Origin of the sequence: Streptomyces sp. NPDC002619, assembly GCF_042889305.1 — a bacterium.
Classification (GTDB): Bacteria; Actinomycetota; Actinomycetes; order Streptomycetales; family Streptomycetaceae; genus Streptomyces.
This window is the reverse complement of sequence record NZ_JBIAQV010000080.1, coordinates 1-19,985: the sequence shown is the minus strand read 5'-3', so window position 1 is coordinate 19,985 and position 19,985 is coordinate 1. Positions and strand designations below refer to the sequence as shown.

Annotated in this window: 19 protein-coding genes and 4 pseudogenes; 18 read left to right on the top strand and 5 right to left on the bottom strand. The window is 68.6% G+C overall.

The genetic code is table 11. The features are described from left to right. The first annotated feature begins 187 nt into the window (after window positions 1-187). From ACFYXB_RS43450 to ACFYXB_RS43410, 9 genes are all read left to right on the top strand, one after another. On the top strand, window positions 188-319 hold the full coding sequence (locus ACFYXB_RS43450) for a hypothetical protein (RefSeq protein WP_389590842.1): 132 nt from the start codon (window positions 188-190) through the stop codon (window positions 317-319). A gap of 24 nt (window positions 320-343) precedes the next feature. Then, window positions 344-1,063 carry a response regulator transcription factor gene (locus tag ACFYXB_RS43445; RefSeq protein ID WP_389590841.1) on the top strand — a complete coding sequence of 240 codons (720 nt, stop codon included), beginning with the start codon at window positions 344-346 and terminating at the stop codon, window positions 1,061-1,063. After that, a complete protein-coding gene (locus ACFYXB_RS43440; protein WP_389590840.1) occupies window positions 1,060-2,466 on the top strand; it encodes a sensor histidine kinase in 1,407 nt (468 codons plus the stop codon). Before ACFYXB_RS43445 ends, ACFYXB_RS43440 begins: the two co-directional genes overlap by 4 nt. 209 nt (window positions 2,467-2,675) lie before the next feature. Beyond that, entirely contained in the window at window positions 2,676-3,044 is a 369-nt protein-coding gene (locus tag ACFYXB_RS43435) for a hypothetical protein (RefSeq protein ID WP_389590839.1), read from the top strand. Next, the gene (locus tag ACFYXB_RS43430) at window positions 3,041-3,982 is read left to right on the top strand and encodes an FAD:protein FMN transferase (protein WP_389590838.1); all 942 of its coding nucleotides are present in this window, start codon (window positions 3,041-3,043) and stop codon (window positions 3,980-3,982) included. The genes ACFYXB_RS43435 and ACFYXB_RS43430 overlap by 4 nt, the downstream gene beginning before the upstream one ends. Window positions 3,983-3,984: 2 nt before the next feature. Then, window positions 3,985-4,731, top strand: coding sequence for a ferric reductase-like transmembrane domain-containing protein (locus tag ACFYXB_RS43425; RefSeq protein WP_389590837.1), 747 nt, complete (start codon window positions 3,985-3,987; stop codon window positions 4,729-4,731). Further along, window positions 4,728-6,071 carry an NADH-ubiquinone oxidoreductase-F iron-sulfur binding region domain-containing protein gene (locus ACFYXB_RS43420; protein WP_389590834.1) on the top strand — a complete coding sequence of 448 codons (1,344 nt, stop codon included), beginning with the start codon at window positions 4,728-4,730 and terminating at the stop codon, window positions 6,069-6,071. The genes ACFYXB_RS43425 and ACFYXB_RS43420 overlap by 4 nt, the downstream gene beginning before the upstream one ends. Beyond that, complete coding sequence (locus ACFYXB_RS43415; RefSeq protein WP_059132522.1) at window positions 6,068-6,292, top strand: ferredoxin; 225 nt, start codon at window positions 6,068-6,070, stop codon at window positions 6,290-6,292. Before ACFYXB_RS43420 ends, ACFYXB_RS43415 begins: the two co-directional genes overlap by 4 nt. Window positions 6,293-6,400: 108 nt before the next feature. After that, entirely contained in the window at window positions 6,401-7,042 is a 642-nt protein-coding gene (locus tag ACFYXB_RS43410) for a hypothetical protein (protein WP_389590833.1), read from the top strand. Window positions 7,043-7,151: 109 nt separating this feature from the next. Here the strand turns inward: ACFYXB_RS43410 and ACFYXB_RS43405 are convergent. Both ACFYXB_RS43405 and ACFYXB_RS43400 read right to left on the bottom strand, forming a co-directional pair. Continuing rightward, window positions 7,152-7,979 (bottom strand): annotated as a pseudogene (locus ACFYXB_RS43405) (helix-turn-helix domain-containing protein); the annotation flags it as partial. Window positions 7,980-8,290: 311 nt separating this feature from the next. Further along, window positions 8,291-9,247: a ferritin family protein gene (locus ACFYXB_RS43400; protein WP_389590832.1), complete on the bottom strand. Its 957-nt coding sequence runs from the start codon at window positions 9,245-9,247 to the stop codon at window positions 8,291-8,293. Between the two features lie 441 nt (window positions 9,248-9,688). On the opposite strand from ACFYXB_RS43400, the gene ACFYXB_RS43395 reads away from it, so the two are divergent. The 3 genes and pseudogenes from ACFYXB_RS43395 to ACFYXB_RS43385 form a co-directional block, all read left to right on the top strand. Beyond that, complete coding sequence (locus tag ACFYXB_RS43395) at window positions 9,689-10,030, top strand: hypothetical protein (RefSeq protein WP_389590830.1); 342 nt, start codon at window positions 9,689-9,691, stop codon at window positions 10,028-10,030. A 272-nt stretch (window positions 10,031-10,302) separates the two neighbouring features. Beyond that, window positions 10,303-10,470: a hypothetical protein gene (locus ACFYXB_RS43390; protein WP_389590829.1), complete on the top strand. Its 168-nt coding sequence runs from the start codon at window positions 10,303-10,305 to the stop codon at window positions 10,468-10,470. A gap of 573 nt (window positions 10,471-11,043) precedes the next feature. Continuing rightward, window positions 11,044-11,337: pseudogene (locus tag ACFYXB_RS43385) on the top strand (transposase); the annotation flags it as partial. 534 nt (window positions 11,338-11,871) lie between these two features. Here ACFYXB_RS43385 and ACFYXB_RS43380 read toward each other — a convergent pair. Further along, on the bottom strand, window positions 11,872-13,488 hold the full coding sequence (locus tag ACFYXB_RS43380; protein ID WP_389590827.1) for a purple acid phosphatase family protein: 1,617 nt from the start codon (window positions 13,486-13,488) through the stop codon (window positions 11,872-11,874). Window positions 13,489-13,975: 487 nt separating this feature from the next. Here ACFYXB_RS43380 and ACFYXB_RS43375 point away from each other — a divergent pair. The 3 genes and pseudogenes from ACFYXB_RS43375 to ACFYXB_RS43365 form a co-directional block, all read left to right on the top strand. After that, a pseudogene (locus tag ACFYXB_RS43375) lies at window positions 13,976-14,174 on the top strand (transposase); the annotation flags it as partial. A gap of 50 nt (window positions 14,175-14,224) precedes the next feature. Next, a protein-coding gene (locus ACFYXB_RS43370) for an IS5 family transposase (protein ID WP_389590826.1) occupies window positions 14,225-15,042 on the top strand; the annotation gives its coding sequence in 2 pieces (ribosomal slippage) (window positions 14,225-14,567 and window positions 14,567-15,042; 819 coding nt in all). A gap of 232 nt (window positions 15,043-15,274) precedes the next feature. Beyond that, window positions 15,275-15,817: a hypothetical protein gene (locus ACFYXB_RS43365; RefSeq protein WP_389590824.1), complete on the top strand. Its 543-nt coding sequence runs from the start codon at window positions 15,275-15,277 to the stop codon at window positions 15,815-15,817. Between the two features lie 701 nt (window positions 15,818-16,518). Here the strand turns inward: ACFYXB_RS43365 and ACFYXB_RS43360 are convergent. Continuing rightward, window positions 16,519-16,722, bottom strand: a complete 204-nt coding sequence (locus tag ACFYXB_RS43360; protein ID WP_389590822.1) for a hypothetical protein — start codon at window positions 16,720-16,722, stop codon at window positions 16,519-16,521. A gap of 40 nt (window positions 16,723-16,762) precedes the next feature. Beyond that, window positions 16,763-16,960: a hypothetical protein gene (locus ACFYXB_RS43355; RefSeq protein WP_389590821.1), complete on the bottom strand. Its 198-nt coding sequence runs from the start codon at window positions 16,958-16,960 to the stop codon at window positions 16,763-16,765. A 498-nt stretch (window positions 16,961-17,458) separates the two neighbouring features. Between ACFYXB_RS43355 and ACFYXB_RS43350 the strand changes: the two genes are divergently transcribed. The 3 genes and pseudogenes from ACFYXB_RS43350 to ACFYXB_RS43340 all read left to right on the top strand — a co-directional run. Continuing rightward, entirely contained in the window at window positions 17,459-18,730 is a 1,272-nt protein-coding gene (locus ACFYXB_RS43350; protein WP_389590819.1) for an MFS transporter, read from the top strand. A 283-nt stretch (window positions 18,731-19,013) separates the two neighbouring features. Beyond that, complete coding sequence (locus ACFYXB_RS43345; protein WP_389590844.1) at window positions 19,014-19,709, top strand: transposase family protein; 696 nt, start codon at window positions 19,014-19,016, stop codon at window positions 19,707-19,709. After that, window positions 19,604-19,870, top strand: a pseudogene (locus ACFYXB_RS43340) (IS701 family transposase); the annotation flags it as partial. The gene ACFYXB_RS43345 and the pseudogene ACFYXB_RS43340, both read left to right, overlap by 106 nt. Window positions 19,871-19,985 lie beyond the last annotated feature (115 nt).

Below are 19,985 nucleotides of genomic sequence, written 5' to 3'. Positions count from 1 at the left end.
GATACGCGACGACATCCACGAAGCCTTCCTCAGCCTGGCCTGCAGCATCATCTGCTGGCGACGACTGAAGAACCTCCAACTTTGTTAGGAGTTCTAAGGCGACGCCGGCGAAGGCCGAGGGGGCGCGGTCGAAGGCGAGACGTCTGGCCGAGCGCGGGTGGCTCCGCCTGGAGGCAAGGGGCATTCAGTGCCCGCCCGCGCCCTGCCGCGCGAGTCAGGCATCGGCGCTGTGCTGAGGCTGATGGGCGCGGCGGTCCCGTCGGGCGGTGATGCCGGGCACACCCTCTGGTGCGCCGGCTCGCTGACCGGCGGTGCCTGAGCGCCGCGCCGTTACGCTGAGGTCATGCGGACAGAGGCGATAGGCGACGGGGAACCAGGCGGCGATGCCGTGCGGGTGCTCGTGGTCGAGGACGACCCTGGTATCGCCCGCTCCTTGATGCGCGGGCTGACGCGGGCTGGATACGCCGCCGCGGGCGTGGACACCGGCAGCGGGGCGCTCGCCGCCGAGCCGGTGCCGGACGTCGTCCTGCTGGACCTCGGACTGCCGGACACGGACGGTGTCGAGGTCTGCCGGGCCCTGCGCCGGCGCTCCGACGTGGCCATCATCGTCATCACGGCCCGCGGTGAGGAAGGCGACCGGGTCTCGGCGCTGGACGAGGGCGCCGACGACTATCTGGTCAAGCCGTTCGGACTCGCGGAGCTGATGGCACGCATGCGGGCGGTGCTGCGCCGCACCCGGCCGGCCGCGCCCGAGGTGCTGCAGCACGGCCCGCTCGCCGTCGATCTGCGGACCCGCAAGGTCACGGTCGACGGCGAAGACGTCGCGCTCACACCCAAAGAGTTCGACATCCTGGAGTGCCTGGCCACTGACCCGGGCCGGGTGGTCACCCGCCAGCAGATCCTGGAACGGGTGTGGGACGCGCATTGGTACGGCCCGACGAAGGTGCTGGACGTGCACATCGCCGCGATGCGCCGCAAGCTCGGCGTGCCGGGTTTGGTGGAGACGGTCTACGGGCGCGGGTTCCGGCTCGGTGAGTCGGCCGGTGGGGTCGACCGGGCGTGACCCGCCGTATCGCGCTGACTGTCCTCGCGCTGATCACCGTACTGCTGGTGAGCGCCGTGGTGCCGCTGGGCGTGCTGCTGACGGACCGGGAGGAGGACTCGTTCAGGAGCGCCCTGGAGGCCAGTGCGCGCTCCGTGTCCGCCGCTGCAGAGGAGCACATGTCCGACGGAAAGCCGGCGGGTTCGATGGACCGTCAGCTCCACGAGGCCGATCAGGAAAGGGAGTGCGCGGCGGTCTACGACTCCGCGGGCCGGGTGATCGCCACGACCTCGTGCCCTGTCGCGGTCCCCGCCCACGAGGTGGCTTCCCTGATCCGGGAATCGCTCGCCGATCCCGGCACCCACGTGGCCAAGGCGGCGGACCGGCTGGTGGTGGCCACGTCCGTCGGCGACACTGACGACCCCGCGGGCGCGGTGGTGCTGAGCCGCTCCCTCGACTCGCTCCACGACCGCATCTTCGCCGTGTGGGGCTGGCTGGCCGGAACCGCCGCCGTGGTACTCGCGGCCGGGGCTTTCGTCTCGGTCCGGCTGGCCCGCTGGGTGGGGGGCCCGTTGAAGGCGGTGGACGAGGCCGCTCAGCGACTGGGTGAGGGCTCGTTGGAGGTGCGCGCGCCGGTGGGACGCGGGCCGCAGGAAGTGCGTCGGCTGGCGGCGTCCTTCAATACGATGGCGGGCCGGATGGAGGGACTCGTCCACGGTCACCGCACGGTGATCGCCGATGTCTCGCATCAGCTGCGCACCCCGCTGGCCGCGCTGCGGCTGCGCCTGGACGTGCTGGCCGACGAGACCGAGGACGGCGAGACGGCCGCGGAGCTGGCCGGTGCGCAGGAGGAGATCGCGCGGCTGTCCCGGCTGGTGGACGGGCTGCTCGCGGTGGCCCGTGCGGAGAGCGCGGTACCCCGGCCCGTGCGGGTCCGGGTGGACGAGGTGGTGGCCGAGCGGCGCGGGGCGTGGGAGCCGGTGGCCCGCGAGCGCCGGGTGGCACTGACCACCCGGTGCGGCGCGGACCTGAGTGCCTTCGTCGGCGCCGGGGACCTGGAGCAGGTGCTGGACAACCTCATCGCCAATGCCGTGGACGCCGTCCCCGTCGGCGGCCGGGTGCGCATCGAGGGCACCACCGCGCCCGGCTCGGCCGGACAGCGCACCATGGTGCGGATCAGCGTGATCGACGACGGGCCCGGCATGAGTACGGCGGCACGCGGGGCGGCGTTCCGCCGTTTCGGCAATCCGGAGGCGAAGGGGAGCGGTCTCGGGCTGGCCATCGTTCACCGCCTGGTCACCGCGAACGGCGGATCCGTCCAGCTGGCGGAGACGTCGGGAGGCGGTCTGACCGTCGTCGTGGAACTGCCCCCGTTCCGCCGCGCCCATACCCGCAGCAACCGCGGCAACGGGCAGGCTCAGTAACCACATCCGGATTGCCCTTTTTGTACGCCCAGGATGCGTGGGCCCGGTGGGTCCGTGGGCTCCTCGTTCGTACCCGGATATGGCCCCCACCTGGGGCGATGCATGCCTTTACCGGTTTTGAAGACTTTCTGAACGGGTCCTCGACGGGCTATGCCGGACGCTGGTGTGCAGACAGGTCCCCTTGATGCCCTTCCGAAGGAGCACCACGAATGTCGCAGCACGAGCGAGTATCCGGGATCCGCGCCGCGCACAAGCGCAGCCAAGGCCTGCGGCGCGTCGGTCTGACCACCATCGGCGTCTCGGTCGCGGCCGCCGCCGGCTCCCTCGCCCTGGGCACCGGCTACGCCCAGTCGGTGCCGACCGCGGCGAGCGTCCCGGCCCAGCGTCCCGCCGCTACCTCGCCAACGACCGGGGACGACGGCGCGCAGCAGCCGTCGGCACCCTCGGCCGACCCGAACTCCGACGACACCCGGCAGGGCACGTCGCCTCACACGCTGCGGCGGCCCGCGCAGCCCCCCACCGCCGTGCCGGCCCAGCCCGCGCCGGCCGCACCGCCCGTCACCTCCGGCAACTCATGACCATCACCGCCGCCGCTCCGGCGACGGTCAGCTTCCCGGCTCTGGGCACGACCGCGGTGCTGCTGGTCACTGATCCCGCCGCGCTGGACAACGCGCGGCGGGTGCTGGAGACCGAGCTGGCCGCGATCGATCTGGCCTGTAGCCGCTTCCGCGACGACTCCGAACTGTCGCGGGCCAACGCCGCTGCGGGCCGCGAGGTGACCGTGAGCTTGTTGTTCGCCGAGGCGCTTCAGACGGCCTTCCGTGCCGCCGAACTCTCCGATGGCACAGTCGATCCCACCGTGGGGCCCGCGGTTTCGGCCCTCGGCTACGACCGCACGTTCGCCCATGTCCGCCCCGAGGACGTCCGGCCGGCGGCCGTGGTCCGGCCGGCCGGATGGCGCAGCGTGCGCTGGGACCCGGCCCGGCGGCGGCTTCGGCTTCCCGTCGGGGCCGGCCTCGACCTGGGCGCGACGGCCAAGGCGCTGTGCGCGGACCGCGCCGCGGCGCGCGCCGCCCGCGCCGCCGGCTGCGGTGTGCTGGTCAGCCTGGGCGGAGACCTGTCGGTGGCGGGTGAACCCCCGGAGCACGGCTGGCAGGTGGGGATCGCCGACGACCACGCCGCGCCCTGGCATCCGGACGCGCCGGTCGTCGCCGTACGCGACGGCGGCCTGGCCACCTCCGGTGTCACCACCCGCACCTGGCGGCGCGGCGGCCGTACCCTGCACCACCTCGTCGATCCGGCCACCGGCGACGTCCCACCGCCCGTCTGGCGCACCGTCAGCGTCGCCGCGGCCAGTTGCGTGGACGCCAACACCGCGGCCACCGCCGCGATCGTCCGCGCGGAGGGGGCGCCCGACTGGCTGCGCCACCACCGGCTGCCCGCCCGGCTGGTACGGCCCGACGGCAGCGTGCTTACCCTCAGCGGCTGGCCGCCCGATCCCGCACCCGGAGACTGAGCATGCACCCAACCGCCACCCTTCTCGCCGCGGGCCCCAGCCCCCTGTGGTTCGCCACGCGGGCGGGCGGCACCATCGCCCTCATCCTGCTCACCGCGACCGTGGTGCTGGGCATCACCGTCGGCGGGCAGTACGCGCCGAAACGGATCGCCAGGTTCGAGATCAGCGCGCTGCACCGCAACCTCTCGCTGCTCACGCTGGCCTTCCTGGTCCTGCACGTCCTGACCACCGTCGCGGACACCTATGTGAACGTCACGCTGCTGGACGTGGTGCTGCCCTTCGCGTCCGCGTACCGGACGCTGTGGCTGGGGCTCGGCGCGGTCGCCTTCGATCTGCTGCTCGCTGTGCTTCTGACCACCGCCGTCCGGCTGCGGCTGGGTGTGCGGCGGTGGAAGGCCGTGCACTGGCTGGCGTACGGGAGCTGGCCGCTGGCGCTCTTCCATGCCGCGGGCACCGGAACCGACACCAAGGTGTCACTGCAACTGCTGCTGTACGCGGCCTGCCTGCTGGCCGTGTTGGCGGCGGTGTGGTGGCGGCTGTACCGGGCCGGCCCCGGACGCCTCAGCATGCGCCTTGCCGCGGGCGCCGCCACCGCTCTCGTCCCGGTGGTGCTGATCGCCTTCCTGACCACCGGTCCACTACGGCCCGGCTGGGCACAGCGCGCGGCCGGTGGTGCGGCACCCGGTGCCGCGCCGGCCGCCCATCAGCCCGCATCCGCTGACGCCACGACGAGGGGAGTGACCGAATGAACCGTGAACGGGAAGCCGACCCGGCGCTGCGGCTCGGCGAGCAGGCGACCGGCCCGCATGGCAGCCGCCTTCTCAGCGGCTGGTTCACCACCGGTGCCCGGGTCGGCCTGACCGAACACCTCGCCAGCTACGGGCCCCCTCCGCTGCCGCAGACCGGCCGCCCGGCCACGGCCCTGATCCGCGCGGTGGACGAGGCCGGGCTCACCGGCCGGGGCGGCGCCGCCTTCCCCACCGGCCGCAAGCTGCGCACCGTCGCCGAAGCCCGGGGCACCGCCGTCGTCATCGCCAACGGCATGGAGAGCGAGGCCGCCAGCCGCAAGGACTCCACGCTCCTCGACCTCGCGCCGCATCTCGTGCTGGACGGCGCCTCGCTGGCCGCCGCGGCCGTCGGCGCCGACGAGATCCACCTGTGCCTGGCCCGCACCCGCACGACCCAGTTCCGTGACCTCGACGCCGCGGTCGCCGAGCGGGACCGGGCCGGGCTCGACCCGGTACCGATCAGGTTGCACGGCCTGCCCCACCACTACGTCTCCAGCGAGGAGACCTCCCTGGTGAACTGGCTCAACGGCGGCCAGGCACGTCCCCTGCCCACTCCGCCCCGGCCGTTCGAGAAGGGCGTGGACGGCCGCCCCACACTGATCGACAACGTGGAGACACTCGCCCACCTCGCACTGATCGTCCGCTACGGGCCTCACTGGTTCCGCAGCGCCGGCCGTCCCGACGCGCCGGGCACCACCCTGGTCACCCTCTCCGGAGCGGTGCGCACACCGGGCGTCTACGAGATCCCGCTGGGCACGACGCTCGCCGCCATGGTGCAGACCGCCGGCGGCGCCACCCGGCCACTGCGGGCCCTGCTGGTCGGCGGCTACTTCGGCAGCTGGCTCCCGGCCGACCAGGTCCAGAACCTGCCGTACACCAAACCCGACCTGGCCACCGCAGGCGCCGGACCGGGCGCCGGCGTGCTGTTCGCCCTGCCAGACAACGGCTGCGGCCTGTCCGAGACGGCACGGGTACTCGACTACCTCGCCAGGCAGAGCGCCCAGCAGTGCGGCCCCTGCCGGTTCGGCCTGCCCGCCGTGGCAGGCGACTTCGCCACGCTGGCCTGGGGCAGACCGGACGCCGCACTGGTCGCGCGACTGCGGCAGCGCGCCGGCCTCCTCGCTGGCCGCGGCGCCTGCCGCCACCCCGACGGGGCCTCACGCCTGGCCGCGACCGCGCTGGAGGTCTTCGCCGACGAGGTCCACCGCCACCTGACCCACCGCCGCTGCCCCGGCGCCCAGAGGGCCCCGCTGCTCCACGTACCCGACGCCCCAGGACCCGAGCAGGAGGGCTGGCAATGAGCCATCAGCACATCCTGGGCATCGACCGCATCGCCTGCGAAGGCCGCGGCCTGTGCGGCGAACTCCTCCACGAACTCGTCGACCTGGACGAATGGGGCTACCCGATCATCCCGGACCCGACCGTCCCTGACCAACTGCTCGCCCACGCCAAGCGGGCCGTGGCCGCCTGCCCGGTGCTCGCACTGCGTCTCGACCGTGTGGAACGCCCGCCCAACCGATGAACACCGCCGAGACCGCCACGGCCCGGGCCGGCTGATCTCTGAACGAGATCTTAGGAACGCGCCGAGCAAACTGTGGCCTGTCCCCAAGCGCGAATGGAAGGACTCTCCGTGGCCTTGACCAACCTCGCGGAGCCCACTGACCCGCAAGCACACCCGCAGGGCGCCGCCCCTGAGGCCGACGGCCCGGAGGGCAATGAGCGGCTGACCGCGCTGACCGGCGCCGTCCTGCTGCTGCTCTTCGCCGCCCAGGGCATCACCCTCCTGTCCATGCACACGCTGCTGTACTGGCATTTCTTCATAGGCCTGCTGTTGATAGGCCCGGTCGCCCTCAAGATCGGCACCACCGGCCACCGCGTCATCCGCTACTACACCGGCCACCTGGTCTACCGCCGCAAAGGCCCGCCCGCCCCGCTGCTGCGGGCGCTCGGGCCCCTGGTGGTCGCCACTAGCGTGGCCGTACTGGCAACCGGAGTCACACTGGCCCTGGTCGGCCGGACCGTGGGGCCCTTCCCGGTCCTGCTGCTGCACAAGGCGAGCTTTTTCTGCTGGGCGGCGGTGATGACCGTCCATGTCCTGGCACACGTCTGGCGGCTGCCCCGGCTCATCACGGCTGACCTGCGGCGCGGTTCGGCCCAGCACGGCGGGCGGCGCCTGCCCGGCGCCCGGGCCCGCTGGACGCTGCTGACCGCCGCCCTCGGCGTCGGACTCGTCCTGGCGCTCCTCGGCGCGCCGCTGGCCGCCCAGTGGTAGCCGCGGCCTGACCGCTCACGACCTCGGCTCGGCCGCCGGTGGGTGCAGCGGCAGATCCATCCGGAGCAATGAGCCGCCCGGCCGTTCGGACACCACGGTGAGGCCTCGGCGGCACCAGGATCCCGGTGAGCACGAGCTCGATGCCGCGTCCTTCAGGATCGCGTCGAAGAGCGCGGGGAACTTCCCGTCCCGATCCTTGATCACGTATCACGCCTGGCAGTTGGCGTCTTCGAGGTCCAAGACCGAGTTCTTGACGGCCTGCACCACCCGTGAGGCGGTCGGGTGTGGAGTCGTGCCGAGGATGCGGACGCGGCGGCTTGATTGCTCAAGCACCGCGAGTACGTACCAGCGCGCCCCGGACAAGGTGATCGTCTCGAAGAAGTCGCATGCGAGGGGTGTGTCTGCTTGGGAGCGCAGGAAGTCCGCCCAGGTGCTGGAGACGCGCTCGGGCACGGGTGGGATCCCGGCGTCCTTCAGGATTTCCCAGGCCGTTGACGCGGCTACCTTCACTCCGAGGACGAGCAGCTCGCCGTGAAGGCGACGATTCCCCAGTGTGGGTTCTCGCTGGCCAGGCGCAGCACCAGGGCGCGTACGGAGTGTATGGTGCGTGGCCAGCCTCCACGCTTGGGTCGGGACCGGGCGGCGTGACGGTGGGCGACCAGGTCGCGGTGCCAGCGCAGCACCGTGTCCGGTCCGGCCGTACCAGCAACCGCATCCGGTGCAGCACGTGCGTCGGTAGCTGGTGTAGTAGCACGGCCAGGAAGGCCCGGTCACCTGATTCGAAGCGTACGCGCTGCCCGCTCAGTTGCCGCTCCAGCACCGTGATCTGATGGCGCAGGGCCAGGATTTCCACGTCCTTGTCCCGGTCGCTCGTCGGCAGCAGACGCAGTGTCGCGAACGCGTTCGCCACACCCAGATACGCCAGTCTCAGAAGCACAGCCGATCATGATGCCGGGGTGATCGCCAATCCTGCCAGAGCGTCGACTCTGGCGACGCGGCCCGGATCCCACGAACCATTCGCCAGCGGTTCCCGCCAGGGCGGATGAGGTTATCGGCAAGGGTAGCGCCGGTGCCGGATGGCTCCGGCGCCGACAGACCCGCGTGCGGTTCGTGCGCGACCTCTGGGGCAGGGCAGTCCCTGACGTCCAGGAACCCCCGTTCTAGGAGTGCCACTTCGGTGCTCGCACGACAGGACCGGTCCCCACCACGAGGCCAGCCGCGTGGGCGATCGCCGTCACGCCGGCCAGGTCACCTCCCGGCGTCAAGCTCCCTGAGGAATGTCTGGTGGTGGCTCATCTCGTCGCCTCGGATGCTGAGGAAAGCGGCGGCTGTCGCCGTGTCGCCCGCATTCTTGGCCCTGCCCGCGTACTGCGTGTACATGGTGATCGCGCCCTGCTCCGAGGCGATCGACGCCTTCAGATTCGCCGCATCGGAGTTGACGTAGCCGGCGGCGTTGGACAGCCCGGCCCAGTTCTCGTACTGCTCCTGCGCCTCCAGGCCGGAGAACAGTGCGGCCAGATTCGCCTGGCCGGTGTCCACCGCGGTCTTGGCGTCGAACTGGTACTCCGCCCAGTTCCACGCCGCCGCCTGGAGCGCGGAGTTGGAGTCGCCCGTGAGGTCGTTGTAGAAGGACCCGGAATAGTGGGGTCCCGCGGACACCTGGATGGGGATGGTGTGGACGGGTGGGGCGGCGGGCATTGAGCCCTTGCCTTGCTCGGCGGTGAGCGCCCGCTTGAGGAGGCCCGCGTCGGCGGTCTCGCGTGCGGCGACGGTGCGCAACTCGGCGGCTGCTGCAGAGTCCTTGGGCGCGTTGGCCGCCCAGTCGGTGTCGGCCTGCGCGGCCTGCTGTGCTTGCGTGATCGCGGTCCGCAGGTTGGCGACGTTGTCCGAGCCGCTGTACAGCCCGGCCAGCGTCACCTCGTGCGTCCAGTGGTCTTGGTGTTCGACCTCGCCGACCGTCCGCCAGACCTGGGCCAAGTCAGGCCGGCGGTCCTTGACCACACTGTCGGCGTAGCCGGTGTACTGCAGGTAGGCGTCGGACTCGGTCTTGGCTGCGCTGACTTCCAGCTGTCGGCTCTTCGAGTGCGTGGCCGACGGGACCGAGGACAACTGACCGGAGGCGGAAGCTGCGTGCGCTGCTGGGCCAGCGGCCCCCGCGACCACAGCGAGTACCAGTGCTGCCGGGAAAACGTGGCGGATACGCATTGCAGAACCTCCCGGGCCAGGGACAGGACGCCCAAAACCGATCAATATAGTTGAATCATTTACTATTCAAAGCATATAGAACATAAGGTGCTTTTGAATTAAAAGACGGGCAAAAGCTATGGATGCCGCTTCGGGACCCGACCCCGGTGGCCGCAGTGCAGATGCGCCAGCGCCAGGAGAGCCTGTCGGTCCGGGGAAGCCGACGCCAGGTACTCGCTGCTCATGGCTCGTAACCCCGCGCCCCTTCCCGGCCCTCGACGCGCCGCTGAAGAGGCGCACCGTCAGTGCCGCCTGTGCGGCCATCCCTGCACCACGCGCGAAGACAGGCTGTGGGGCCTTGGCGAAGACTGCTGGCACGGTGACATCGTCGGCCGCTCCCTCGCCGCCCCTCCACCGCTAGCCATACATGAATCCTCCGGCGCCAGGCGCCGCCCCACCAGCGTGTCGGTGCTTGTCGACCACGGCTGGATCCCGGACGGCACCCGCCTGATGTACCGGCCCAACGCCGTCGAAGAACGCGCCATCGGCGAATGGCTCAGCCAAGACCCCAGCAGCTACCTCGCCACTTGGACCAACCACCCCCGCCACCCCCTGGTGTGGGCAGTAGACCACCAGGCCTACTCGCCCAGCGCCCTGCTACGCCGCATCTGGGACGAAGCCCAGTGGGACGAGGCACTGTCCGCGGTCCAAGGCGCCCGCTCTTGGGTGGTTCCCGGCGAAGGCAAACTCGCCGACCTCGCAAGCGCACTTCAGCCATCCACGGGAAACGGCGGTGCCGCCTGACATGCGGATGCTCGACCGCTACGAACTGCGCACCTTGATCGGCCAGGGCAGCATGGGAGACGTCTGGCAGGCCTGGGACACCCAGCTCAAACGCCCCGCCGCCGTCAAGACCATCAACCCGGAACGGCTCACCGGATCGGCCACTGACGTCAGCCCTGAGGACACCGCCGCCCGCTTTCGCCGCGAGGCTGAACTCGGCGCCCGGTTTAGCCGCCCTGGCCTCCCCACGCTCTACGACGCCCACCTCAACCGGCAGTCCGTAAGACGTGTACATGGTGTGGGAGCTGGTCCTGGGCCAGGGCCTCGCCCAGATCCTGGCCCAGGAGCGCGGCCGCCTGCCCATCGCCCGAGCCCTGTCCCTCGCCGCCCAGATTGCAGACGTCCTGGCCTGCACCCACGAAGACCCCGTCATTCAGGAGCTGTTGTCTTTCCGATCTTGAGCGGTGGCGGTCGAACGCGGATTCCCGGTTGGGTGACCTGCCGTGGCGAGAGCATGAAGAGGGGGCCTCCTGAACAGCCCGTGGGTGTCGAATCCATGGATCAGCAGGAGGACCCGGTGCCGCAGTCTTCCGTGTCGATGGCCGGGCAGTCCAACTCGGCTGCTCTGTCGTGTGATTGCCTCGCGCACGTGTATGGCAACGCGGCTGACCGGCCCGAGCGGCAGCGCCGATATCCGTCGGTCTGTGATGCCAGGCGAGCAGGGCGCCAGGGGCCACCGGGAAGACTCCACGCCAGCGCCGCAGGGGTATGAGCGCGGACATCGCGGTGAACCAGAACCGTTCCGCCGGTTCGTAGCGGACCGGACCCACGAGGTGGCGACGTAGCACCGCGTTCTCGTGCCGCAGTACGAGTAACTCGGCAGCTCTGGCAGTGTCATGTCGCAGCAGCACCGCCGTGGGGGACAGTAAGTTGCGGGTCACCTGACACAGCAGCGACGCGATCACCTGGACATGATGCCCGCAAGCCGACCGCACTGCTCCGACATGCTGCGATGACTTTCCGAGCGGCACAGGATTCCCCCGATCCGCTCCCGGTGCGGCCCACGTCGGCGACGTCCCGCCAAGCTGCACGCCGACAAGGGCTACGACTACAACCACCTGCGCAGATGGCTCCGCTTACGCGGGATCACCCACCGCATTGCACGCAAAGGCATCGAGTCCTCCGAACGGCTCGGCCGTCACCGCTGGGTCGTCGAAAGAACCATGTCCTGGCTCGCAGGCTGCCGCCGTCTCCACCGCCGATACGAGCGCAAAGTCGACCACTTCCTCGCCTTCGTCGGCATCGCCTGCACCCTCATCTGCTACCGCCGACTCGCCACGACAGCCGTCAGTTGCGATCCAAAGCGGGGCGACCTACCAGTGGTGCCAGATCTCTCCTGGATTGATGTCCCATGAGGATCCCGCGATGTCCCCTGTATTGAAGAACACGGCCCAGCTCACGACGGTATCGCCCGCGCGCTGGGCCCCTCGATCGAACTCGAAGTCTGGCCAGGAAAGGTCGCCTGCAGGGCTGAACCAGATTCCCTTCCCGTGCTCCAGCGCCCACGCCTCCATCTCCGAGGAGAGCTCTGACGGTACTCGGCCTATCAGGCGAATACCCTCGCAGGTGACCTGAGCTCGCGATACGCCAATATCAACCACCTACACACCCACCCTCGCCCTCGACATCCACCGCTACGCCCATCTCATGCCGAGTGCGGCGAGTTGGTCTGCGGTGAGCATGTCGCGTCTCGATTTGGTGTTCGAGACCCACACGCCAAGGGCTCCTGGCCGGCAACGCCTGGGGCCGGGACGACGTCCCGGCCCCAGGCGTTGCCGACTACTGCTGCTAGTCGCGGTGGGTCAGTCCTGGCCGTGGCCGCTGTCACTACGACGGCGTTGGAGCGTGAACTTCTCGAAGACCGACAGCTCACCTGTGGGCGTGATGATGTTGTAGTAGGTGACGTGGATGCGGGTCATGTCACCGGGGTGACGGCCCGGGTCGACGGCGAACTCGGCGAAGCCGTACGGATGCTCCGCGTCGCGGACGCCGATCCAGACCGCCGTCTCCTTCTCCTTGACCGAGTTGAACTTGCCGACGTGTTCCATCTGGACGTATGCCGAGTGATGCCCGTGACCGTCGGCGTCGTCGGTGGTGAAGCTGTTGTTGGTGATGCCGGACACGCCGCCACCGCCGAGGACCATGTGCGTCGTGCCGTGCGCACTGTCGATCACGTCGAGTGCGGTCTGACTCGGGTTGGGTGTGAGGGTGACGCTGCCGGGGACGACGCCACGCACCGCCAACGAGCGCTCGTAGTCGTGCTCGTGGCCACAGACCACCAGGTCGACGCCGTACTTGTCGAACAGCGGGCCGTACGCAGCGCGCAGCGCGACATCGGGGCCGTTCGCGGCGGTCGCCGAGCTGATCATCACCTGGTGCATGCAGACCACGATCCAGTCGATGGCCTTCGAAGCCCGTGCCGACTTGAGCTCCTGCTCCAGCCAGGCGAGCTGCCGACCGCCGGAGTAGCCGTTGATGTAGATGTCGCCGCCCTCCTGCAGGGCGATGTCGTCGTTCTGCAGGGAGATCACCTTCACCGAGCCGACCGTGAAGGAGTACCAGAGGTTGTCGAGCTCGGGCTGGGTCTCGGTCGAGGGCAGCTCGAAGTAGGTCTGGTACGCGTCGAGACCGAGCTTGCCGTTGCCCAGCTCGATCTCATGGTTGCCCGCGCACGGCATCCACGGACGGAATCGCGCTGAGCGGCTGTTGTTGGTGAGGAAGTCGTGCCAGACGCGAATGCGGTCGGGCCCGGTGTTGGCGTAGCAGAGGTCACCGTTGAGGAGGTGGAACAGCGGGCCGACCTTCTCAACGCCGGTGACGATGTCGGCAGCGGCGGGCGTGGCGTTGGGCTCGAAGTCCCGGCCCGAGGCGTCGGCCGGGTTCGCTCCGGTCTTCCACGTCACACTGGGCGCACCCTGGTCGCCGAAGCTGGTGAAGGTGAACGGAGCTCGGCCGGACGGCGCCGTGTGGAAGGTGCCGGCGTCGGGGGTGGCGCCGTCGTGCTGGGCCGCGTACAGGTAGTCGGTGTCGGCCTTGAGCTTGCTGATCAGCGCGTGATGGACCCAGACGGTCCGCCCGGAGGTGCCGTCCACGTAGGTCTTCGTCGTCGCGTGCACTGTGGAGCCGAAGCCGCCACTCAGCGTGCCGTAAACGACCCGGGGGTTCTTGACGGCCGCGTCGGTGACCCACGAGACGACCATCTGGCTGCGTGGGTCGGCGCCGAAGGTCAGGTGCAGGCCCTGGACGGGGGTGGTGGCCGAGCCGGTGGTGAGACCGGTGACCTCCGACTTCGCCGGGACCGCCTCGGCGGTTCCGGCGCCGAGGACCAGTGGCCCGGCGGCGGCGCCGGACACTGTCGCGCCGAACAGGCCGAGCGCGTTGCGACGAGAGATTCTGGTTTGCTTGGGTTCTTCGGACATTCCAGGGGCCTTTCGCGTCGTCGGGTGCAGTCGCACACCGACCGGACAGCAGCGCTCCGAACCTGACAGCGGGCTGCGGCAGGTCAGCGGTGCGCGCACTCACGGACGCTAGGAAGCACGGTCGACCGGAGCGGTGGGACAGGTATGAACGCCAGATGGCGGTCACCGCAACGGACGGCAATTTTCGGCGGCCTGGCCCTGTCTTGGCTAATGCCTTGGAGCGGTTGGGGTGTTCGGGCGCGCTCCCGTCAATCGTGATGAAGTCGACGCCGCGAGGCCCGCGCGCCATCTCGTCGGCACAGGGTCTCCGCGACGGTTCGATGTCCCGGTGCGGGACGTCACGTCGGATGGCCGCGTAAAGCTCAACCCGCGATCGCTGCGGCGGCATCGGTACGAAAGATCATGCGAGGCCGGGCGCGAGTGCCAGCAACTGTTGCGCAACCACGACCTGCAGTCCCTCTCCAGGCGCAGCTGGCTGCGCAAGTGAGGCATTCCGCACCGCATCGCCCGCAAGGCTCGAGTCCTCCACCCGGCTCGGCCGGCACCGCTGGACGATCGAGCGCACGATGTCCCGGCTGGGCGGCTGCCGCCGTCTGCACCGCCGCTACGAACGCAAGGCCGAGCACTTCCTGGCCTTCACCGCTATCGCCTGCAGCCTCATCTGCTACCGCAGACTCACCAAATGAGACGACGTCTTAGACGGTGTCCTATGTGGTGATCGCTCGTTGGTCTGTTCATGGGGCGGGGTACGTGGAGTTGGATTGTTCCGGACGGCTTGTGGGAGCTCGCCAGGCCGTTGATTCCGGAGGACCAGGTACGGCCGCAGGGCGGTGGAACGCCGAACACGCCTGATGAGACGCTGTTCGCGGGGATCATCTACGTGTTGGTCAGCGGGTGCGCCTGGCGGGCTCTGCCGCCGTGCTTCGGGATATCGAAGTCGACGGCCCATCGGCGGTTCCTGATCTGGTCGCGGGCCGGCGTCTGGGGCCGGCTGCACGAAGCAGTCCTGCACCAACTCGACGACGCGGGCCTCATCGACGTTTCCCGCGTCGTGCTCGACTCCGCCCACGTACGGGCTAAAAAGGGGGCGAACACACAGGTCCGAGCCCCGTGGACCGGGGCAAGCCGGGTTCCAAGATGCACGTCCTGTCGGACGCGAACGGACTGCCCCTGGTCGTCGGGGTCTCCGCCGCCAACGTCCACGACAGCGGAGGCCTGAAGCCTATGGTCGAGGGTCACCAAACGAGACACGACCCCCACAACGGCCGCCACTTCAAGCCGCAGCGCCTGCATGCCGACAAGGCCTACGGCATTCCCCACCTGCGAAAATGGTTACGAGGCAAGCGTATCGGCGTGCGTATCGCTCGCAAAGGCGTCGAGTCCAGCGAACGGCTGGGCCGCCGCCGTTGGGTGATCGAGCGCACGATCTCGTGGCTGTCCGGCTACCGCCGCCTCAGCCCCCGCTACGAACGAAATCCCCGCAACTACCTGGCCTTTCTCGGCCTCGCCGCAGCCATCTGCTGCTACAAACGGTTCGTCCGCCTCACCACATAGGACACCTCTTAGGAGTTCGATCCGGGCGGGCTGCGGGGTGGCCACTCTTCCGCGTGTGTCCGGCGCGGGAGCTATGTAAGGTTGCTGTATGCCGCAGGTGTCCGCCGCCGTTGATGTCACCCGAAGATGTCAGGAGTCTGCTCGTCCCCGGCTGTCGCGTCCGGCTCGTGACCCCCGTGGACTCAGATCGGCGTCCTTCCACCGTGGACATTGTGTTGAGACCATCGGTGTCATGGACTCTGATCCCACTGCATTTGTGGCGCGCTACGGCTGGACAAAGCGAACGGTGCGGATGAGCTTCACCTCCCTCATCTTCCTGGCAGGCGCCTTCGTTCCAGGGGCGCCGCTCTGGTCCGCCATAGGGATCGGCGCCTTCGGGCTCGTCGGCTTCCTCGCATTCGCTGTGATCGCGTTCTCCCGCAAGATCGTGCTCCAGATCGACCGATACGGCGTGACACTGGGGGGCAGCCCACTTCCCATCGGCCTCAAGACGGACGTCGTTCCGTGGGATGACATTGTCTCCATCGTTCTATGGACTCTGCGTAAAGAGCCCTACATAGGCCTTCAACGGAAGCCGGGGGCTCCCCCTCTTCCTGGGATGCCCGACGGACCACGACTCAGACGGCTCAATCAGATTCTGATCCCATACCTGCCTGGCGAGATTGTGCAAGCCAGTAGAGGGCTTGGCCTGTGTCAGATCGACCGCGTTCAACTCGAAGCCGCCGTTGCGAACTTCGCACCCTGGGTCCAGGTCATCGACATCGGCAGTAAGTGACGGATGCCGCGTTTATGTGCCCTTGGGTGACGTACTTAGTACTCCAGCCGTAGATCGTGATCTTTATGGCTGACGGATGGCCTGGCAGCGGTGATAGCTGACGATCACTCAGCAGTGACATAGAAGGCGTACGACGATGCAGTCGTCATCGAGCTCGTCAAGGTAGGCCGCGGATTGGCGAGCGTAGGCGGCCGAGGGTTCCTCGCCGGGCAGGACGTTGGCAAGCGGTCCTGGCCGGCCAGCCTCGATCCACTGTCCGTCCAGGGTGAGCAGGGCGGTAGCTGTAAGGGCTCGTGCTGCCGCAAGGCCCGAGTCGACGTGGGGGTTCCGGGTGAAGTGAGAGATCGGGTCGCTGTCGGGTCCCAGGCCCCACAGGCCAAGGCTCGGATAGCGCTTGCGGGCGGATTGGTGGTTCAGCGCGCGTACCAGGGGCTGCGCATGGTGTTCCGTGACAGCCTGTTCTCGCGGGTACTCGGCGGGGTTGGTGTAGTGGCGTTGCAAAAACGCGGTCAGCGGCTCGGCAGGAGGATGGTCGGCGACCAGGCGTGCAAAGTCCTGTTGTCCGGCCTGCCACCGGGCTTGGGCTTGGGCTATGGCGCCGGCCTTGGTCGCTTCGAAGTCCAGGAGGCCTCGTGGCCCGCCGTCGCACCGCAGAGGTTGGCGGTCACGCGGTTGGCCAGACGGATAGGTTGCCTCGCAGATCAGGCGCGGATCACCGTCGTTTTCCGGTCTGGGACGAAGCGGTGCTCGTCGTCTGCGTAAATGTGCCACCAGTCCCATTCGCCGTCCGGATTGCCCTCGTTAGTGAGGTTGATATCGAACGGCGTCATTGCTGCGTCCAGTGCCTTGCGCAAGCTTTGCGGAGCGGTCGGTGGCAAGCACACGTTCAAATAGAATTTGCCCAAGACCGTCCCCTCGCACTCATTGAGGTTTTCTCACTGAAGATCACTTCCAGTGGCAGTTGAGAGCGAGGGCTTTGAGACCGCCGTGGAGTTTGCGGGCGTACGGGTCGAGAATCCCGTTGAGATCCCCAAGGACCAGCTGGGCAAGGCGTCCGAAGCGCGCCTCGGCGATGCCCGGTTCGTCCTCGACGAGCTGGGAAGGCGCGGGTGGAATCTCGACAAGGTCGGCATGTACGGCCACTCCTTTGGCGGCTTCACCGCCTCACTCTCCACCTGCCCCAACGCCGGTGCTTGGAGCACGACTTCGCCGACCTGTAGACGGCAACCGGTCAGCGCATGGTCACCTGAACCAGCCGCTCGACCTGACCGCCCACGGCCCGAGAGACCCTGGAGACCCCGCCCGGACGTCCACCCGGCGACTCGCGCTGCCTCGGACTGGAGAAGTCTCCGGAAACCGGCCGAAAAGGATCACCGGAGTTCACGCGGTGGATCGAGGGTGACTGCTCAGGTGCTTGATTACGTGTGAGCGGGCGGCAGCCAGACGTTTCCAGCGAAGAGGTCGCGCAGGGCGGTCATGGGGTTGAGGCCGTGCTTGCGGGCTGTGAAGATGGCCGCGGCGCTGGCAACGGATCCCGGATGGCCGGCCCAATATCCTGCGCGAAGTACGGACTGGAGGTTCCGGTCGGCGGCGGAGGCACAACGCTAATGATCACCGGAGTCACCAGGGGGAGCCCGCAGCATGACCGGCACCACCGAGGCCCTTGGCGGGTCGGCTGCAGTCGACGATGCAGCACGAAGCGTCACGCGCCCGTTCTACGTATACGCCGTGCTCGCCAACTCGCTGTTCCAGCGTGGCGTATTCGTCCTCTTCCTTCAGCAGCGAGGCTTCTCCGCCGGGCAAGTGGCCCTCCTTCAGACACTGCTCTACCTGGTCAGCGGACTTGCGGAGTTGCCGACGGGAGTCATCGCTGACCGAATCGGCAGGCGTGCCAGCATCGTGATCGGCCAGGTGCTGATAGCTGGATGCCTGCTCGGTCAGGTGACGTCCTCCAACTATTGGGTGTTCCTGACGCTGTTCATCGGGCAGGGCGTGGGCATGGCATGTGTATCCGGTTCGGACACCGCCCTGCTGTACGACCTGCTCGTGCGTCGTGGTGCAACGGCCAGCTACGTCAAGATCAAGTCCCGGTTCACCATGCTCGGGACGGTCACCTCGGGAGTCGCCATCGTCCTCGGCGGCCAACTGCAGCAGCTTTCCTGGGGAATCGTCTACGTTGGTTCGGCGTCGTGCCTCGTCCTGGCCGTGGTGGTGCTGATGTCAGGGGTGCCCGAGATCCGCGGCGCGGACGCGGTGGACGAGCAGGACGGAGCCGAGAAGGAGCACAGCGACGCCACAGCATGGCGGGCGGTGCTTCGGGTCGCCACGCCGGCACTCGTGACGCTTGTCGTGGTGTCCGGATTGATGCATGCGACTTTGACGCCGTACATCATTTTTACGCAGAAGACCCTCTCCGATCAGGGAGCGGGCACCGCATTGGTCAGCGTGGTCATATCGGCGGGATTCTTCACTGGCGGGCTCACTCCGCTGCTGTCGGACCGCGCGGACCGGCGCATCGGGTATCGGGTCATCGTCCCGGTGTCTCTCCTGACGCTCGCCGTGGCGCTCGGCCTGAGCGGCCTCGGCCTTGTCTGGGTCACCATCGCCGCGTTCCTGGTCCTGGTCGGAATTCCCGAGATCACCGCCGTGATCGTGGACAACGTGTTCAACGAGGCAGTGCCGTCGCGCCACCGGGCGAGCCTGCTGTCGATGATCGCATTCGTGGAGTCGGCGCTCATCGGCATCGGCTATCTCGTCCTCGGCGCGCTCATGGACGGGTTGGGCTCCAGTGTGGGCATGGCCACCTACGCCGCAGTCCCCCTGCTGGCATGTCTCCTGTGGCTCCCGGTGCTCTTCCGAGGGGCACGGGTGACCACCGAGATCGAGAAACCCGCCGACCAAAAGGCATCCTGAAACAGACCATCTCGAGCAACCCCCTGCCCGATGGCAGGGCGTTGTTCGTTGACATGTCGCTCCCAGTCGGCGACGGAGCAGATGCACGTGGAGCCCCTGGTAGGACGGTTCTCACCGCAAGATCGTCCGCTGAACCAGAGGTTTCACGTTGGTCACCTATGCTGCCACGCTCGATGTCCCGCGCCACATCGTGGTGCACCTCTCCCGGTTGCTCGCCGCGCATCGCCGGCGCCTCAACACGCCCCGTGGGTCGCGGGTCCTGGGCACATTCCGGCAGGCGGTCATGGTGCTGCGCTGGTTCCGTGAGCGAGGCTGCGTGCACTGCCTGGCCAGGGACGCCGGAGTCTCGCAGGCCACCGGCTACCGCTACCTGCACGAGGCCATCGACGTCCTCGCCGCTCAAGCCCCTGATCTGCACGAGGTGTTGAACCGCTGCTGCGAAGAGGGGATGAGTCACGTGATCCTCGACGGCATGCTCATCGAGAGCGACCGCCTCACCGGAACCCGGGACAACGGCAACGACCTGTGGTTCAGCCAGAAACATAAGAGCTTCGGCGGCAGCGTCCAGTTCCTCGCGGCCCCTGACGGAACCCCGTTGTGGGTCTCCGATGCCGAGCCAGGCTCCACCCCGGACATCACCGCTGCCCGGCTGCACGTCCTGCCCGCGTTGTACAAGGCGGCCGCCGACGGCCTGCCGACCCTGGCCGACAAGGGCTACATCGGCGCCGGTATCGGCGTCCACGTCCCGGTCCGCCGCCCGAAAGGGAAGTCAGAACAAGCTCTCGACGCCGACACCCGCACCACGAACACCCTGATCAGAAACCTCCGTGCCCTCGGCGAGCGCACCGCCGCAGAGCTCAAGGAACGCTGGCGCACACTGAAGCGCGTCACCCTGAGCCCCTGGCCATGCTCGCTCACGTTTTCCTCGCCGTCGTCCGCGCCGACGAGCACGCCCGCGTGCCGGCCCCGGACGGGCTGATCCCGCTCACCTGCAACGAGATCCAGCGACTGTTCATGACGCTTGTCGTCCGGCCCGTGCGCGATGCGGCCCAGCGGCTCCGCTGGTCCGCCTGGCGACGCCGTCACGAGGCCCGAGCCCAGGCCAGCCACTATCGCAGACAAGCCGCGAATCAGACGTGAAGATCACGATCTACGGCTGGAGGTGTGCCACGAACACTGAGAGTGAGGTTGATGTAGGTAGAGACCCTGCTTGATGTGGTGCTGTGCGGATGATGAAGGTTTTGTGGCCCTTCGG